Source organism: Streptomyces atratus (assembly GCF_014648655.1).
Lineage (GTDB): Bacteria > Actinomycetota > Actinomycetes > Streptomycetales > Streptomycetaceae > Streptomyces > Streptomyces atratus.
Window position 1 is genome coordinate 278,854 of the sequence record NZ_BMRN01000001.1, and the last position, 16,177, is coordinate 295,030.

A 16,177-nucleotide genomic window follows, 5' to 3' on the forward strand; every position below is an offset into this window, starting at 1 on the left:
ACGGCCGGGTTGGAACAGGTCCTCGCTCTCGGCGGAATCGGACAGCGGTCCTTCACTGTGTGCGGGCGAGCGGGCTGCGGTTGCGCAGCAGCCACTGGTGGTACCCGGCCGCCCGCTGGGCCGCCTCCCGGTAGGCCGCCTCCAACTCCCCGTACACCGTCGCCATGTCGGCGCCCGGCCGGGACACCAGCAGCAGCCTTACGGCCAGGGGGTCGTCGCGCAGCGGACGGATCGCCATGTCGTCGCGCGGCCCGGAGGTGGGCTGGCAGGGTGCGACCGCCTCGCCGAGCACGACGAGGGACGCGGCGGTGAGGTAGTCGCCGTGCAGAACGGTCGGCGCGAGGCCCGCCTCGCCGAACACCCGGCGCAGCGCGTCCCATTCGCCGTCCACCGTGGGGTCGACCATCCACCGGTCGGCGGCCAGGTCCCCGAGGTCGACCACGGGCCGGGCGGCGGCCGGATGGTCCCGGGCCATGGAGATGAACTGCGGTTCGCGGTCGAGGAGTACGCGCTGCTCCAGGCCCTCCGGGATGGCCAGCGGACAGCCCTCGACCTCGTGCACGAAGGCGACATCGAGCCCGCCCGCATCGACCGTATGCAGCAGGGCGCTGGCCGATACGTCGACCCGCAGCGAGATGTCCGTGCCGGGCAGCCGGAGCCGCAGCCTGCGCAGCCAGCCGCCGATGACCCGGCTCGCGGTGCAGCCGATGCGCAGCCGCGGGCCCGAGGCGCGGACCACGTCGGCCTCCGCCTTCGCCTCGCTGACCAGGGCGGTCATTCCGTCGACCAGGGGGCGGGCCCGGCTGAGGACGGCACGGCCGAGCAACGTCGGCCGGCAGCCGGTCCGTTCGCGGCTGAACAACTCGGCGCCCAGGGTGTTCTCGATCCGCCGCAGCTGGGTGGTCAGGGAGGGCTGACTCACACCCAGCCTGCGGGCCGCTCGGTGCAGGCTGCCCGTGTCGGCGATGGCGCACAGCGCCCTGAGGTGTCTCACCTCAAGCTCCATACGGTCGAGCGTAGGACGGCGTGCCACGGTCGCACCAGACGCCCCAATCCGATCAAAGTCCGTTAATTCACCGGGAGTTGGTCAAGACTTCGACAACGGCACCAAGGGTGGCGATAGGCCGGTGCTATCGCCGGTTGACATCATCCGCCACGGCTTCCGCTCCCCGACACTCTCTGCGTACCGCACCCCGTCCGCGTCCGATGACCGGACGGGTTCATCGGACAGGCAATCGGTAGGAGACCCCCCATGAGACACCCCAGGACCGTCATGTCGGCCGTAGTCGGCCTCGGCTTCGGACTCGCGGCCGCGCTGGGCACCGCACCCGCCATCGCCTCCTCTCCCGCACCCGCCGCACCCCCCGCACCCCCCGCCGCCGCCTCAAAGGCCCACGCGGGCTACACCTCCGGCTCCGGGTCGCACGAGAGCGCCGCCGCGAACAAGGCGTTCTTCGAAGCGGTCGCCAAGTCCGTCGCCAAGAAGCGGGCGGCGAACCCCGGCGCCCAGGCGGTCACCATCGTCTACAGCACCGCCAACGCGCCGAGCTTCCGCACCCAGATATCCAGCAGTGCGCAGATCTGGAACAGCTCGGTCTCCAACGTCCGGCTCCAGGAAGGCTCGAACGCCGACTTCGCCTACTACGAGGGCAACGACCCGAGCGGCTCGTACGCCAGCACCGACGGGCACGGCAACGGGTACATCTTCCTCGACTACGCACAGAACCAGCAGTACAACTCGACCCGCGTCACCGCGCACGAGACCGGTCATGTGCTCGGCCTGCCGGATCACTACTCCGGTCCGTGCAGCGAGCTGATGTCGGGCGGCGGCCCCGGCACGTCCTGCACGAATCCCTACCCCAACGCGAACGAGCGCAGCCGGGTGAACTACCTGTGGCAGAACGGCTTCGCGGCCGCACTCGCCCGCAGCGGCTCCTGACCACTGTCGGGCCGCTCAGCGGCACCGGGGGCCACCTCGTAGGACGGGGTGGCCCCTTGAGCGTCCGACGGACAGGTGAATGCTCGCCCCCCACTTGATCCGCCCGCAGCGAACGGGCCGGGCGCGCCACTCGTTCCGGGGGATGCTGGAAACGGCCACCACAGGCGGGCCGCCCCCATGGAGGTACGAGCGTGAGCGAGCGTCCCGATTCCCTGTACGAAGCCGTCGGCGGCATGGACCCACTGCGCCGGCTGAGCAACACCTTCTACGACAACGTGCTGGTGGATCCGCTGCTCGCACCCGTCTTCGCGGATTTCACCCCGACCCATATCGAGCATGTCGCCGTCTGGCTGGCCGAGATATTCGACGGCCCCGCCGACTTCACCGGGCAACACGGCGGCCACCAGGCCCTGCTGCGCGTCCACCTCGGGCTGTCCATCACCGAGCAGCAGCGGCTGCGCTGGATGGAACTGATGACGGACGCCGTCGAGAAGGAGCTCCCGGACGACGCGCTGCTGCGCCGCCGGGTCCTGGAGTACTTCCACTGGGGCACGGGCGTCGCCCGCGATGTGTCGGCGTCCCCGGTCGGCGAGGACCTCGGCGTTCCCGGCCCGACGCCGCGCTGGGGCTGGGACGGCCTGCGCTGACCTACGGGTTGTCGAGTGCGGTACGGACCAGGGTCAGCAACTCGTCCTCCGTCATCCCCAGCTCGCGCGCGTCCGCGACCACTTCGCGTACGCGTTCCAGCAGCCGGGCCCGGTGCGGGGATGCGCCGCCGGTGACGACCGCACCGCGCCCCCGGCGCAGTTCGATCAGCCCCTCCTCCCGGAGCTGCTGATAACCCCGCAGCACCGTATGGACATTGACCCCCAGGGAATCGGCGAGCACCCGGGCGGCGGGCAGACGCTCGCCCGGCACCACCGCCCCCTCGGCAACGGCGCGACGCACGGACGCCGCGATCTGATCACCGAGCGGCACGGTGGAGGTGGGATCGACCCGGAAGAGCATGGTCAGTGCTCCGCTCGGCGCTGGTCGATGAGGGTGTTGAGGAGCGCGGCGCCGGTCGCCGAATCGTCGACGGTCACCGCGAAGTCCCGGCCGCCGGCCAGTGTCGCCACGATTCCCTCACCGGAGCGGATCATGACACCGCTCCGTCCCGGACGGATGCGATAGCCCCAGCCCCCGTACTCCGCAAGGGGGTTGATGTCCCTGCTGGTCGCGGCCTCGATCCGGTCGAGCGGCACCCTCAGGCGCGGCCAGGGCAGCATTCCCGAGATGGTGATGCCGCGCCGGTCCACCACCACATACGGCCGGGCGAAGGCGGCCAGCAGCACACCGAGGAGCAGCAGCGGAATCGCGGCCGCCCAGCCCGAGACGAACAGCAGCACCACCCCGCCGGCCACGAGCGCGAGCGCGATCAGCGGCAGCCACCAACTCCCGGCGCTGCGCGCCCATCCGGCGACCTCCCCATCGGCGAGCGCAATCCGCGCACCCTCCCCGGCCCGTCCGGTCGCGGCCGGCTGCTTCGGTACGGGACCGAGCGCGGCCAGCACCATCCCGAGCCCTCCGGCGAGCACGGCGACCCCCAGGGCGACGGCGAGCTGCCACATCGGGAACGACACGCCTTGCGCCTCTCCCTGCGCATTCTCACCGGCATCCACGTTGGCGAGCAGCACGGCCGCCATCACCCAGCCGAGGAATCCGGCGAAGGCGTATCCACCGGCGACCAGCCAGCGGTAGGCCCACCCGTAGAACTTCCCCCGCACCACGGTGAGAGTCCACAGAGCACCGGTCACGGCAAACAGCAGAGCGTTGGCCACGGCGTGCCACACCTGCCCCACGTAGCCGTCCGCCCGGCCATCGGCCCGGAAGTGACTGGCCAGTTGTCCGGGAAGCCGGTCGCGGAAGACGGCGAGCAGCACCAGATCGGTGACGAGCGCGAGCAGGAACGGCAGGGCGACGAGAGTCGCCCGGCCCAGATTCTTACGCTTCATGAAAACCTTCATTGTTCGCATGTTAGTAGAACAATGAAGGTGTGGCAAAGCGTCGACGGCATGCCGTCAAGATGGCATGCCGTCGGGATGGCGAGATGGCGAGATGAGGTACGGACCGCCCTCGTCGTGGTCGGGAACAGTCCGACGAGCAACTGGAGGGCGGCAACAACCGGTCAGGCAGAGAAGGTCAAGCCAGCTCCAGCGGGAACGCACCCCGGTGCCCGGTGCCGGCGCCTCGCTCCGGGCGGGGCTCGTACTCGCGGCAGCTCCAGACCTCCTGGACGAATCCGGTCCGCCGGTCCCACAGATCCAGGACATCGCCCTCACCGGCCGCCCCGCGGTAGGCGTCCTTGGCGCCCCGGAAGCATGCGAGGCCACCGGAAAGGCCGCGGCCGGGGGACGGGAAGTAGTCCGAGAAGGCGCAGGCGATGCAGGTCTGCAGGCGCACGCCGGGCGGCAGGGTGCGCTGGATCGTGGCGAGGGCGGACGCGAAGTCGCTCTCCGCACGATGGGATCCGTAGGCCGCCCCGCCGAACTGCAGCTCCAGGTAGAGATACGGATCGGGACGACGCAGCGACAACAGGCAGCTGAGCGTGGCCTGATGGACGGCTCCGTCCCAGAGGACCGGGAGCGGCAGGTCCCATTCCAGGACACAGTCGCCCAACGCACCGTCCACCAGGGCGAACAGGTCGTCGGCCGGTGGTGTGCCGGCCACCGGGGTGAGGCCGTCGAAGCTTTCGCCCTCGAAGTCGATGCCCCTGGTCCGGAGGCGGAGTTGCTGTCCGTCGGTGGTGAGGATGACGGCGTCGGAACCCTGTCGGTCCCGGTACCACCCTGCCCATGACTCATCTGTCATGGGCACGGACTGTAGCCCGTGCCCATGACAGTCGCCCGGTCGCCCTCCTTTTCGCCTCACGGGCCTTGTGACCTCGGCACCTTGCTCCGTTCCCCTTCCTCCGCCCCCTTCACCGGTCTCAACTCTCCGCTCCTTGTCTCCGCGCCCCCTCCGATCCCGCTCCGCGTACCGCTCCCTCCTTTCCGCACTCAGTGCGTCCGGCGGGTGACGAACTCCGCCAGGGTCAGGAGATCGCCCGCCGGGGCCAGGTCGGGGACCGCCCGGGACAGGTGGTGGACCGCGCGTGCCATCCGGTCGGCCGCGCAGATCTGCGCCCAGTCCCGGCCACCGGCCCGGTCGATGGCATCGGCGGCGTGGCTCACCTCACCGGGTGTATTCATCGGTCCCCGGTAGAGCGCGGCCAGTTCGGCCGCTGCCGGCGTGCCGGAGGTCAGCGCGGCGACCACGGGCAGGGACTTCTTGTGGGCGACAAGATCCGCCCCGACCGGCTTTCCGGTCTGCGCCGGATCCCCCCAGATGCCGATCAGATCGTCGATGAGCTGGAAGGCGAGGCCCGCCTCCCTGCCGAATCCGTCCATCGCGCCGACCGCCCGCTCCCCCGCGCCGGCATACAGAGCACCCAGTGCGCAGGCACAGCCGAGCAGGGCTCCCGTCTTGGCGGTGGCCATGGTCAGGCACTCGTCCAGCGAGACTTCGTCCGGACCGCGTTCCTCGAAGGCGCAGTCGGCCTGCTGGCCTGCGCACAGCTCGATGACACAGGTCGAGAGCCTTGCCGAAGCGCGGGCCGAGGCCGGGCCGGTGTCCTCGGCGAGCAGCCGTTGAGCGAGGGCGAGCATGGCGTCACCGGCGATGACCGCGTCCGGAATGCCGAAGACCGCCCAGGCCGTGGGCCGGTGCCGACGGGTCCGGTCCTCGTCGATGACATCGTCGTGCAGCAGAGTGAAGTTGTGGGCCAGCTCCACGGCGACGGCTGCCCGTACCGCCCGTTGCGGGTCGCCGCCCAGAGCCCGGGCGGCGGCGAGGACGAGCGCGGGCCTGATCGCCTTGCCCGCCCGCGCCGATGACGGGGTGCCGTCGGCCTGCTGCCAGCCGAAGTGGTACATCGCTACGCGGCGGATCGATCCGGGCAAGGAGTCGACGGCGGCGTGCAGTTGGGGATCGACGAGGGTGCGGGTCTGTTCCAGGAGGGCTGTGGCCTCAAGGCCCTGCGTTGCGAGGGCGGCCGGGTCGTTGTCACCCGGGGCCCGGGGTGTGGGTGGCTGGAGTGCGTGGTGGGTCTTCACTGGGGCGTCCTCCCGAGACCGCCCCGGGCGCGGCTGCCCGGTGGCGGAGGTTGACGGGGCCCGGACATCGCCGTCCGGGCCCCCGATGGCTACCGCCAGCGGCTGACCTCTACGTTTTCCAGTACGCCGAGGGCGTCCGGTACGAGGATGGCTGCGGAGTAGTAGGCCGTCACCAGGTAGGAGATGATCGCCTGCTCGTCGATGCCCATGAACCGGACCGACAGGCTGGGCTCGATCTCGTCGGGGATGCCGGTCTGCTGGAGCCCGATGACGCCCTGCTCGGCCTCACCCGTCCTCATGCAGATGATCGACGTGGTCCGGGCATCGGTGACCGGGATCTTGTTGGACGGGAAGATCGGTACGCCCCGCCAGGCCGGCACATGGTGTCCGCCGACCTCCACGCTCTCCGGCACCAGACCGCGCTTGTTGCATTCACGGCCGAATGCGGCGATGGCCCGCGGGTGCGCGAGGAAGAGCTTCGAGCCGCGGCGGCGCGAGAGCAGTTCGTCCATGTCGTCGGGGCTGGGCGCCCCGTCGTGCGGCTGGATGCGCTGCCCGTAGTCGCAGTTGTTGAGCAGTCCGAACTCGCGGTTGTTGATCAGCTCGTGCTCCTGGCGCTCGCGCAGCGCCTCGACCGTGAGCCGCAACTGCTGCTCGGTCTGGTTCATCGGCTGGTTGTAGAGGTCGGCGACCCGGCTGTGGACCTTCAGCACGGTCTGGGCGACGCTCAGTTCGTACTCACGCGGCGCCGATTCATAGTCCACGTACGTGTGCGGGACGACGGCTTCGCCGACATGGCCGGCGGAGAGATCGATCTCCGCCTCGCCGTACTTGTTGGTGCGCTGCTGCGGAATGCTGAGCAGTCCGGCGAGATGGGTGCGGAGCGAATCCGCGCGCTCGGCAAGATTCAGCACATCGGCCCGCCTCAGCGTCAGCACCGTGCAGGCGGTGACGGCACGGGCCGTGTACTCCCAGACGGCGTCGCCGTCGATCAGGGCGTGGTCGCCGAAGTAGGCCCCGTCGGCGTGGATCCCGAGCACCGTCTCGTCCCCGTACGGGCCGGAGCCGACCTTCTCGACCTTGCCGTGCGCCAGCAGGAAGACACGGTCCGCCGCGTCCCCGGCGCCGGCCAGTACCTGGCCGGCGGCGATTTCACGCTGCTCGCACCGCCGGGCCAGCTCGCCGAGCACCTCCTCGTCGTCGAACTCCCGCAGGGCGGGCAGCTCTCCGAGCTCCGCGGGGATGACCGTGACCCGGTCACCGGTCTGCACGAAGGTCACCCGGCCGTCCCCGACCGAGTAGCTCAGCCTGCGGTTCACCCGGTAGGTGCCACCTTGCACCTGCACCCATGGCAGCATCTTCAGCAGCCACCGTGAGGTGATCTCCTGCATCTGCGGAGCGGACTTGGTGGTCGTCGCGAGGTTCCGCGCCGCCGCCGTGCCCAGACTCTGCTGCGGCGGCACCGGCGCGTTCTGAACCTCTTCACCAACGGACATCTGACGTCCTCTCGATCATCGGCTGACCTGCACGAAGAAGCCTTTCAGCACGGAGAGTCGGCACGCCATTACACAAAAGAGTGTGACTATTCGGCCTTTGGGCTGGGCACGACGCTCAGCGATGTCCACGGGTCCCATTAATTTGCATCCTTGATGCAACTTATCTACCGTGTCCGTCATGCGGCTGACGAGATTCACCGACGTGGCGCTGCGCGTACTGATGCGCCTCGCCGTCGTGGAGAACGAGGACCCGCCGACCACCCGGGAGGTGGCGGCGACCATGCAGGTGCCGTACACCCACACCGCGAAGGTCGTCGCCAAGCTCCAGCACCTCGGCCTCATCGAGGCGCGCCGGGGCCGCGGCGGCGGGCTCAGCCTCACCGGAGCGGGCCGGGCCGCCTCGATCGGCGGACTCGTCCGGGAGCTGGAGGGACCCGGCGACGTCGTCGAGTGCGAGGGCACCACCCCCTGCCCCCTGCGCTCGGCCTGCCGGCTGCGCGGCGCCCTGCGCAAGGCGGAAGACGCCTTCTACGCCTCGCTCGATCCGATCACCGTCACCGAACTCGTCACCTCCCCCACCGGACCGCTGCTCATCGGCATCAGCCGCGGCCGCCCGGCCGCCGACTGAGCCACCGCACACCACACCACGGGCGCCAGCGCCCGGTTTCACACTGCCCAAAAATACGAATCTCAGATACCAATTCAAGAACCCAGGAGTCACCGATGCTCTCCGAGACGTCGACCGCCACCGTCCGTGCCACCCTCCCCGCCGTGGGAGCGGCCATCGGAGACATCGCCGATCTCTTCTACCGCAAGCTCTTCGACGCCCATCCCGAGCTGCTGCGTGACCTCTTCAACCGCGGCAACCAGGCGTCCGGCGCCCAGCGCCAGGCTCTCGCGGGCTCCATCGCCGCCTTCGCGACCCAGCTGGTCGAGCACCCGGACACCCGCCCCGACGTAATGCTCAGCCGGATCGCGCACAAGCACGCCTCGCTCGGAGTGACCGCCCCGCAGTACGACATCGTGCACACTCATCTGTTCGCCGCCATCGCCGAGGTGCTCGGCGACGCGGTCACCCCGGAGGTCGCCGCCGCCTGGGACGAGGTCTACTGGCTGATGGCGGGCGCCCTGATCTCGATCGAGGAGCGGCTGTACGCGCAGCAGGGCGTCGTCGCCGGTGACGTGTGGCGCGAGTGGGAGGTGGCCACCCGGATCGAGGAGACGGCGGATGTCGCCACCTTCCAGCTCCGCCCGGCAGACGGCGCACCCGCCCCCGCCTTCCGCCCCGGCCAGTACGTCTCCGTACAGGTGGAACTCCCCGACGGGGCCCGCCAGATCCGCCAGTACAGCCTCTCCAGCGCCCCCGGCTCCCCGCTCCGCTCGATCACCGTCAAGCGGGTGCACGGCGGCGGCTCGCCCGACGGCGAGGTCTCCCGTCATCTGCACGCCGAGGTCGGGGCGGGCGACCGGCTGCGCGTCTCCGCCCCGTACGGCGATCTCGTACTCGACTCCGCCGACGCCCCGCTCCTGCTCGCCTCCGCGGGCATCGGCTGCACCCCGATGCTGTCGATGCTGGAACACCTCGCGGCGACCGGACACCGCGCCCCGGTCACCGTCGTGCACGGCGACCGCTCCCCCGCCGACCACGCGATGCGCGCCGACCACGCCCTGCTCACCGGCAAACTCCCCGACGCCACCTCGCACTTCTGGTACGAGACCCCGGAGCCCGGCCACCCCACCGACCGCACCGGCCGGGTCGACCTGAGCGGCCTCGCGGTCGCCCCCGGCACCCACGCCTACCTCTGCGGACCACTGCCCTTCATGCGCGCCGTACGCACCCAGTTGCTGGCCAAGGGCGTCCCGGCGGCGGACATCCACTACGAGGTGTTCGGCCCCGACCTGTGGCTCGCCCAGGGCTGAACCCGGCTCACCGCTCGCGGAATTGACCGGATCGGCTCGCCGCGCCAACCACGCCGGACTCGGCGACGACGACGTACTGCGCGCCGTCGTCGCCGAGAAGCGCCTCCCGTCCGACAACGAGGCCAACGCCGACGAGAACAGGCACTTCTGCGGCTTCGAGTGCGAGAACCTCGGCACCGGCGAGGACCCCTGGCCCGGCGAACAGCTCGAAGCGATCAAGAAGGCCGCCGCGCGGTCTGCCGTCACCACGGCTGGACGTCCCGCTCGGTGATCGGCCACAAGGAGTGGCAGCCCGGCAAGATCGATCCCCGCGGCTTCTCGATGGACTCCGTGCGGGACCGGATCCACGACCCCGTGAAATGACCCGCACCCACCCGCCGCGGCATGGCACGGCGACAATTGCGGCATGCCCTCCGAAGCACTCGACCTCTCGCGCCTGCAGCCGGTGCTCCCCTCGCCCCTGCAACCGGTCGAGGACCTGCGCTTCGCGCGCCACGGCGTACGGCTGCTGCTCAAACGCGACGATCTGATCCACCCCGATCTCCCGGGCAACAAATGGCGCAAACTCTCCCCCAACCTGCGGGCCGCCGCCGGGCGCACCGTGCTGACCTTCGGCGGCGCGTACTCCAACCATCTGCGGGCCACCGCCGCCGCCGGGCGGCTGCTCGGCTTCCCCACCATCGGGGTCGTACGCGGTGACGAACTGGCCGGACGTCCCCTCAACCCCTCGCTCGCCCGCTGCGCCGCCGATGGGATGACCCTGCATTTCGTGGACCGTACGACGTACCGCGCGAAGGCCGATCCAGAGGTCCTGGCGGGGCTGCTGAGCGCCTTCGGAGAGTGCTGTGTCATCCCGGAGGGCGGCAGCAATGCCCTGGCCGCACAGGGCTGTACGGAGCTGGGCCGCGAGCTGCACGGCCGAGTCGATGTGGTCGCGGTCGCCTGCGGCACCGGCGGCACCCTCGCCGGACTGGCCGCCGGCCTCGCACCGGGGCAGCGCGCCCTCGGCGTCCCGGTGCTGCGCGGCGGCTTCCTCGGCGACGCGGTACGGGAACTGCAGCAGGAGGCGTTCGGCGGGCCCGCCGGGTCGTGGTCCCTGGACGAGCGCTTCCACTTCGGTGGCTACGCCCGTGCGACCCCGCAGCTGCACGCCTTCGCGGACGACTTCGAGCAGCGGCACGGGCTGCCCGTCGAGCGCCTCTATGTCGCCAAGCTGCTGTACGCACTCACCGCGCTGGCCGAGGAGGGCGCATTCCCCCCGGGAACCACGGTCGCGGCCGTCGTCACGGGCCGGCCGTAGGCGCATCCCACCGGACCCTAAGGCGCTTCCGACTCCTCCCGGTAGGCCGCCGCCTCCTCCAGGTCGAGCCGTCTGAGCAGCGTGCGGAGCATCTCGTCGTCGATCTGCCGCTCGTCCCGCAGCCGCACGAAGACCTCGCGCTCGGCTTCGATCATTTCCCCGGCCAGGCGCCGGTACGTGTCGTCCGCCGACTCCCCGGTCACCGGATTGGCCGCACCCAGCCGCTCCCACACCGCGTTGCGGCGGCGCTCAAGGACGGTGCGCAGCCGGTCGGTGAGCGGCCCCGGCAGCCAGTTGCGCCGGTCGGTGAGCAGCTCCTCCAGGCGCTCCTCGGCGGCCGTGGACGCCTCGCTCTGCGCCTGCGCCTCGGCCAGGGTCTCCGCCGTCACATCGCGCCCCGGAAGCTTCAGGACGCGCACCAGCAGCGGCAGGCTGAGCCCCTGGACGACGAGGGTGCCGATGACGGTGGTGAAGGTCAGGAACAGCACCAGATTGCGGGCCGGGAAGGCATGCCCGTCGGTCGTGAGCACGGGGATGGAGAACGCGATGGCGAGCGAGACGACCCCGCGCATCCCGGCCCAGCCGACGATCAGCGGGGCCGTCCAGTTGGTCTCGGGCTCGCGCTCCCTGATCCGTTTCGACAGCCACCTGGGCAGATACGTCGCCGGGTAGACCCAGATGAAGCGGACCACGACGACGGCGAGGAACACGGCCACCGCGTACCAGAGGGCTTCTGCCACCGCGTACGTTCCGAGCCCCTTGAGCACGAAGGGCAGCTGGAGCCCGATCAGCGCGAAGACCGCGGACTCCAGGATGAACGCGACCATCTTCCAGACGGCCGCCTCCTGGAGCCGGGTCGCGAAGTCGACCTGCCAGGAGCGGTGGCCCAGATAGAGCGCGACGACGACCACGGCGAGCACTCCGGAGGCGTGTACGCGTTCGGCCGCCGCGTACGCCACGAAGGGGATCAGCAGCGACAGCGTGTTCTGCAGCAGGGCTTCCTTCAGGTGCGTACGGAGCCAGTGCAGCGGCACCATCAGCGCCAGGCCGACCACGACGCCGCCGACCGCGGCGAGGAGGAATTCGCCGATCCCGGCACCCCAGCTCATGCCCTCGCCGACGGCGGCGGCGAGCGCCACCTTGTAGGCGGTGATCGCGGTGGCATCGTTCACCAGGGACTCGCCCTGCAGGATCGTCGTGACCCGGCCGGGCAGCCCGACCCGGCGGGCGATCGCGGCGGCTGTGACAGCGTCCGGCGGGGCGACGACCGCGCCGAGCACCAGCGCGGCAGTGAGTGGCAGGTCCGGCACGAGGCGGTACGCCAGCCAGCCGACCGCGACGGTCGCGAACAGGACGTAACCGACGGAGAGCAGCGCGACCGGCCGGAGATTGGCCCTCAGGTCGAGGTACGAGCTGTCGACGGCCGCCGTATAGAGCAACGGCGGCAGCAGCAGCGGCAGCACGATGTGCGCGTCCAGGGTGTACGTCGGCACCCCGGGCAGATACGAGGCGATCAGCCCCGCCGTGACCAGCAGCAGGGGGGCCGGCACCGGGGTGCGGCGGGCGGCCCCCGCCACGGCCGCACTGGCCGCGACCAATGCCACCAGCGGCAATGCGTCCATTTCACGGTCCTCGCATCCGTCGTAACCTGACAATCATGAGTGATTGCGCGCATGTCTCCGAACTGCCGCACCCCGAGCCGGTCCCGCGCAGCGAGACCTGCCTCGGGTGCCTCGAGGCGGGCACCCACCCGGTGCAGCTACGGCTCTGTCTGCTCTGTGGTCATGTCGGCTGCTGCGATTCGTCGCCGCTGCAGCACGCCACCGCGCACTTCAAGGAGACCGGTCATCCGGTGATGCGGAGCTTCGAGTCGGGCGAAAGCTGGCGCTGGTGCTTCGAGGACGGTTCGATCGTCTGACGCCTGGGTACGTCAAACCGGCGCCGGTTGTTCGTAATTGACCGCCGCAGACCTCTACCCACCGTGTGTACTCATGGGCTTACCATGAGTGACAGCCATGGGCTGGGGCCCGGCGACACGGCATCATGGATCGCGATAGCGTCGCCGGACCAGAACCGAAGACGTACCGCATGGCTCCGGGGCACCCTTCCCGGATCCTCGAAAGAGTTTGTGCCACCTTGGAGGTGAGGGTGTCCCAGATCGCAGGCGAGCCCGGGAATCAGGACTTCGTAGAGGTCCGGCTGCCCGCTGCGGGTGCCTACCTGTCGGTGCTGCGTACGGCAACGGCCGGTCTCGCAGCGCGCTTGGACTTCACTCTCGACGAGATCGAGGATCTTCGCATCGCGGTCGACGAGGCCTGCGCGATCCTGCTTCAGCAGGCCGTGCCGGGCTCCGTCCTCAGCTGCGTCTTCCGACTCATCGAGGATTCTCTCGAGGTGACGGTGTCCGCCCCGACGACGGACGGCCGGGCGCCGGAGCGAGACACTTTCGCATGGACGGTGCTCTCCGCACTGGCCGGAAAAGTCGACTCCTCGGTCGCCGACGACCGTACTGTCACCATCAGCCTCTACAAACAGCGCGGCGCGGGACCCGGGCCGGCGTGAGCAACGGGAACGGGGACGGTCCTGTGCGGGACGAGACGATCCGACCAGGGGTGGTGCGCGCAGCAGGCATCCCGGAACAGCAGGCCCTGCCCCATCCGGTGGACGGGGCGGACGGGACTGCGGGCCGTACGGTCGCGGTGGAGCAGTCGCAGGCGGAGCAGGCAGGCCAGATGAGCGAGCACGGGCACCACGATCCACACGACCGCAGCGGGGCGCGGGCGCTGTTCATCGAACTGCGCAAGCTTCCCGACGGGTCGGCCGAGAAGGCGGAGCTGCGCAATCAGCTGGTGCGGATGCATCTGCCGCTCGTGGAGCATCTGGCCCGCCGGTTCCGCAATCGCGGCGAGCCGCTGGATGATCTGACCCAGGTCGCCACGATCGGCCTGATCAAGTCGGTGGACCGGTTCGACCCGGACCGCGGCGTCGAGTTCTCGACGTACGCGACCCCCACGGTCGTCGGCGAGATCAAGCGCCACTTCCGTGACAAGGGCTGGGCGGTCCGGGTGCCGCGTCGGCTCCAGGAGCTGCGGCTCTCGCTCACCACGGCCACTGCCGAACTCTCCCAGCAGCACGGCCGCTCGCCGACGGTGCATGAGCTGGCGGAGCGACTGGGCATCTCCGAGGAAGAGGTCCTGGAGGGCCTGGAATCGGCCAATGCGTACAGCACGCTCTCGCTGGACGTGCCGGACACGGACGACGAGTCCCCGGCGGTCGCGGACACGCTGGGCTCCGAGGACGAGGCGCTGGAGGGCGTCGAGTACCGGGAGTCGCTCAAGCCTCTGCTGGAGGACCTGCCGCCGCGCGAGAAGCGGATTCTGCTGCTGCGCTTCTTCGGCAACATGACCCAGTCGCAGATCGCGCAGGAGGTCGGCATCTCGCAGATGCATGTCTCGCGGCTGCTGGCCCGCACGCTGGCGCAGCTGCGCGAGCGGCTGCTCGTCGAGGAGTAGCACGAAGGGCCGGTTCGGGCGCGGGGGCCGGCAGAAACGGCCGTGCCCGCGCGGGGCAGCGGCGGTCGGCTCGTGCGTGCAGCACCTGCGCCCGGGGAGTCGCCGTCACCCGAAGGCCGCCTCACCCCGCCCGGACACCGGGCAGCCGGCTCAGGCGTCCGGCGTGGTGCCCGGTCGGCGAATGCCGAGTGCCTCGACCGTCGTCGGCCTGACCAGCTGGTAGAGCGCGGTCAGAACCACCGCGGCAAGGATGATCCCGACCGGGATCAGTGCGCCGTGGGACCTCAGCAACGTCCAGGCCACCGGAAGCGCGATGATCTGCGTGATCAGCGCGGGTCCGCGGCTCCAGCTGCGCCGCCGCAGCAGACCACGCGCGGCGAACAGCGGGATCAGGCCGAGCGCGATCAGCGTGAGGCCGCCCATCTCCGCCTGCTGCGGGCTCTCGGGGCTCCCGAGCAGCCCCATCACCAGCATGTAGATCCCGCCGCCGACGAGCGCCGCCCCTTCCAGGGCGGTGAGTCCGGCCACGAGAGTGATCCTGCTCGGCTTCGCCGGTCCGACCGACGGCGAAGGCGACGAGGAGGGCGTGTTCTGCTGAGTACTCACTCTTGCAGGTTGACATCCCGGCCCTGCGAAAGCGAAGCCGGGGTCGGGAAAGGTGCAGAAAACGGACGGCCACCCCCGTCCGGCAGCACCCGGCCGTCACCGAGCGTGAAGGTCATGGGGCAGGACTTCAGAGCAATACCACGCGGTAGGTAGTCTGGCCGTCATGCGCGCACTCCTTGTGGTCAATCCAGCTGCTACCACCACCAGTGCGCGGACGCGCGATGTGCTCATCCATGCGCTGGCCAGCGAGATGAAACTGGAGGCCGTGACCACGGAGTACCGGGGCCACGCCCGGGACCTGGGGCGGCAGGCCGCGGACTCCGGGGAGATCGACCTGGTGGTCGCCCTGGGCGGCGACGGCACAGTCAACGAGGTCGTCAACGGCCTGCTCCACAATGGCCCCGACCTGGACAACCTGCCGAGTCTCGCGGTGGTTCCCGGTGGCTCCACCAATGTCTTCGCGCGCGCCCTGGGCCTGCCCAACGATGCGGTGGAGGCGACCGGCGCGATCCTGGACGCACTCGCCAACCACACCGAACGCACGGTCGGCCTCGGGCTGGCGGCCGGCACCCCCGGCACCGAGGACGAGTCGGTCCCGGAGCGCTGGTTCACCTTCTGCGCCGGGCTCGGATTCGACGCGGGCGTGGTCGGCCGGGTCGAACAGCAACGCGAACGCGGCAAGCGCTCGACGCATGCACTGTATGTACGCCAGGTGGTCCGGCAATTCCTGGAGGAGCCGCACCGGCGGCACGGGATGATCACACTGGAGACGCCCGGACAGGAACCGGTCACCGACCTCGCGCTGTCCATAATTTCCAACACGGCTCCGTGGACGTACCTGGGGAATCGCCCCATGTACGCGTCCCCGAAGGCCACCTTCGACACCGGCCTGGACGTGCTCGGACTGAAGCGGCTCTCCACCCCGGCGGTCGCCCGCTACGGCACCCAGCTGCTCACTTCGAGCCCGGAGAAGGGCCCGTCCGGCAAGCACGCCGTTTCACTTCATGACCTCACGGACTTCACCTTGCATTCAAAGGTGCCGCTCCCCTTCCAGATGGACGGCGACCACCTGGGAGTGCGTACCAGTGTGACGTTCACAGGCGTACGCCGTGCACTGCGTGTGATTGTGTGAGTGGAAGGGACCAAAGTCCTTTAACTCGAACGTTTGGGCTGGGCTCCACCCCATAGAAGTACGGCTGTGACCTAGTCGACACCGAGGAATCAAAAAAAAGTTTCCAGAAGGGGTTGTATCCGCAGCTGAGGTTTGCGAA

17 protein-coding genes and 1 pseudogene are annotated in these 16,177 nt (G+C 70.0%); 10 read left to right on the forward strand and 8 right to left on the reverse strand.

From position 1 onward, the window contains the following. Positions 1–52: 52 nt before the first annotated feature. Positions 53–1,006: a LysR family transcriptional regulator gene (locus IEZ15_RS01165; protein WP_114246581.1), complete on the reverse strand. Its 954-nt coding sequence runs from the start codon at positions 1,004–1,006 to the stop codon at positions 53–55. 246 nt (positions 1,007–1,252) lie between these two features. Here IEZ15_RS01165 and snpA point away from each other — a divergent pair, with 246 nt between their 5' ends. Together snpA and IEZ15_RS01175 are read left to right on the forward strand one after the other, a co-directional pair. Beyond that, positions 1,253–1,939: a snapalysin gene (snpA, locus tag IEZ15_RS01170; protein WP_229845678.1), complete on the forward strand. Its 687-nt coding sequence runs from the start codon at positions 1,253–1,255 to the stop codon at positions 1,937–1,939. Positions 1,940–2,130: 191 nt separating this feature from the next. Next, the gene (locus tag IEZ15_RS01175) at positions 2,131–2,586 is read left to right on the forward strand and encodes a group II truncated hemoglobin (RefSeq protein WP_189273480.1); all 456 of its coding nucleotides are present in this window, start codon (positions 2,131–2,133) and stop codon (positions 2,584–2,586) included. A 1-nt stretch (position 2,587) separates the two neighbouring features. On the opposite strand, the gene IEZ15_RS01180 is transcribed toward IEZ15_RS01175, so the two are convergent. The 5 genes from IEZ15_RS01180 to IEZ15_RS01200 form a co-directional block, all read right to left on the reverse strand. Beyond that, entirely contained in the window at positions 2,588–2,947 is a 360-nt protein-coding gene (locus IEZ15_RS01180; protein ID WP_114246578.1) for a GntR family transcriptional regulator, read from the reverse strand. 2 nt (positions 2,948–2,949) lie between these two features. Beyond that, on the reverse strand, positions 2,950–3,933 hold the full coding sequence (locus IEZ15_RS01185; protein WP_189273483.1) for an SdpI family protein: 984 nt from the start codon (positions 3,931–3,933) through the stop codon (positions 2,950–2,952). A 187-nt stretch (positions 3,934–4,120) separates the two neighbouring features. Then, on the reverse strand, positions 4,121–4,789 hold the full coding sequence (locus IEZ15_RS01190) for a DUF6304 family protein (protein ID WP_189273485.1): 669 nt from the start codon (positions 4,787–4,789) through the stop codon (positions 4,121–4,123). Between the two features lie 188 nt (positions 4,790–4,977). After that, positions 4,978–5,973 (reverse strand): family 2 encapsulin nanocompartment cargo protein polyprenyl transferase, encoded by a 996-nt coding sequence (locus IEZ15_RS01195; RefSeq protein ID WP_229845704.1) that lies wholly within the window; start codon positions 5,971–5,973, stop codon positions 4,978–4,980. A gap of 188 nt (positions 5,974–6,161) precedes the next feature. Continuing rightward, entirely contained in the window at positions 6,162–7,568 is a 1,407-nt protein-coding gene (locus tag IEZ15_RS01200) for a family 2B encapsulin nanocompartment shell protein (protein WP_189273489.1), read from the reverse strand. A gap of 178 nt (positions 7,569–7,746) precedes the next feature. On the opposite strand from IEZ15_RS01200, the gene IEZ15_RS01205 reads away from it, so the two are divergent. From IEZ15_RS01205 to IEZ15_RS01220, 4 genes and pseudogenes are all read left to right on the forward strand, one after another. Beyond that, on the forward strand, positions 7,747–8,196 hold the full coding sequence (locus IEZ15_RS01205) for an RrF2 family transcriptional regulator (protein WP_114249294.1): 450 nt from the start codon (positions 7,747–7,749) through the stop codon (positions 8,194–8,196). Between the two features lie 95 nt (positions 8,197–8,291). Beyond that, positions 8,292–9,488, forward strand: a complete 1,197-nt coding sequence (locus IEZ15_RS01210; protein WP_189273490.1) for a globin domain-containing protein — start codon at positions 8,292–8,294, stop codon at positions 9,486–9,488. 40 nt (positions 9,489–9,528) lie between these two features. Beyond that, positions 9,529–9,851 (forward strand): annotated as a pseudogene (locus tag IEZ15_RS01215) (N-acetylmuramoyl-L-alanine amidase); the annotation flags it as partial. Between the two features lie 43 nt (positions 9,852–9,894). After that, positions 9,895–10,788, forward strand: a complete 894-nt coding sequence (locus tag IEZ15_RS01220) for a 1-aminocyclopropane-1-carboxylate deaminase/D-cysteine desulfhydrase (RefSeq protein WP_189273491.1) — start codon at positions 9,895–9,897, stop codon at positions 10,786–10,788. Between the two features lie 17 nt (positions 10,789–10,805). Here IEZ15_RS01220 and IEZ15_RS01225 read toward each other — a convergent pair whose 3' ends face one another. Beyond that, the gene (locus tag IEZ15_RS01225; protein WP_189273492.1) at positions 10,806–12,410 is read right to left on the reverse strand and encodes a Na+/H+ antiporter; all 1,605 of its coding nucleotides are present in this window, start codon (positions 12,408–12,410) and stop codon (positions 10,806–10,808) included. 35 nt (positions 12,411–12,445) lie between these two features. Here IEZ15_RS01225 and IEZ15_RS01230 point away from each other — a divergent pair, with 35 nt between their 5' ends. From IEZ15_RS01230 to IEZ15_RS01240, 3 genes are all read left to right on the forward strand, one after another. Further along, positions 12,446–12,706 carry a UBP-type zinc finger domain-containing protein gene (locus IEZ15_RS01230; RefSeq protein WP_114246569.1) on the forward strand — a complete coding sequence of 87 codons (261 nt, stop codon included), beginning with the start codon at positions 12,446–12,448 and terminating at the stop codon, positions 12,704–12,706. A 230-nt stretch (positions 12,707–12,936) separates the two neighbouring features. Further along, complete coding sequence (locus IEZ15_RS01235; protein ID WP_114246568.1) at positions 12,937–13,350, forward strand: ATP-binding protein; 414 nt, start codon at positions 12,937–12,939, stop codon at positions 13,348–13,350. Positions 13,351–13,373: 23 nt separating this feature from the next. Beyond that, positions 13,374–14,300 (forward strand): RNA polymerase sigma factor SigF, encoded by a 927-nt coding sequence (locus tag IEZ15_RS01240; protein WP_114249293.1) that lies wholly within the window; start codon positions 13,374–13,376, stop codon positions 14,298–14,300. A 150-nt stretch (positions 14,301–14,450) separates the two neighbouring features. Here the strand turns inward: IEZ15_RS01240 and IEZ15_RS01245 are convergent, their stop codons facing one another. Continuing rightward, positions 14,451–14,828, reverse strand: a complete 378-nt coding sequence (locus IEZ15_RS01245; RefSeq protein WP_114246567.1) for a hypothetical protein — start codon at positions 14,826–14,828, stop codon at positions 14,451–14,453. Positions 14,829–15,069: 241 nt separating this feature from the next. Between IEZ15_RS01245 and IEZ15_RS01250 the strand changes: the two genes are divergently transcribed. Beyond that, on the forward strand, positions 15,070–16,038 hold the full coding sequence (locus IEZ15_RS01250) for a diacylglycerol/lipid kinase family protein (RefSeq protein ID WP_189273493.1): 969 nt from the start codon (positions 15,070–15,072) through the stop codon (positions 16,036–16,038). The last annotated feature ends 139 nt before the right edge of the window (positions 16,039–16,177 follow it).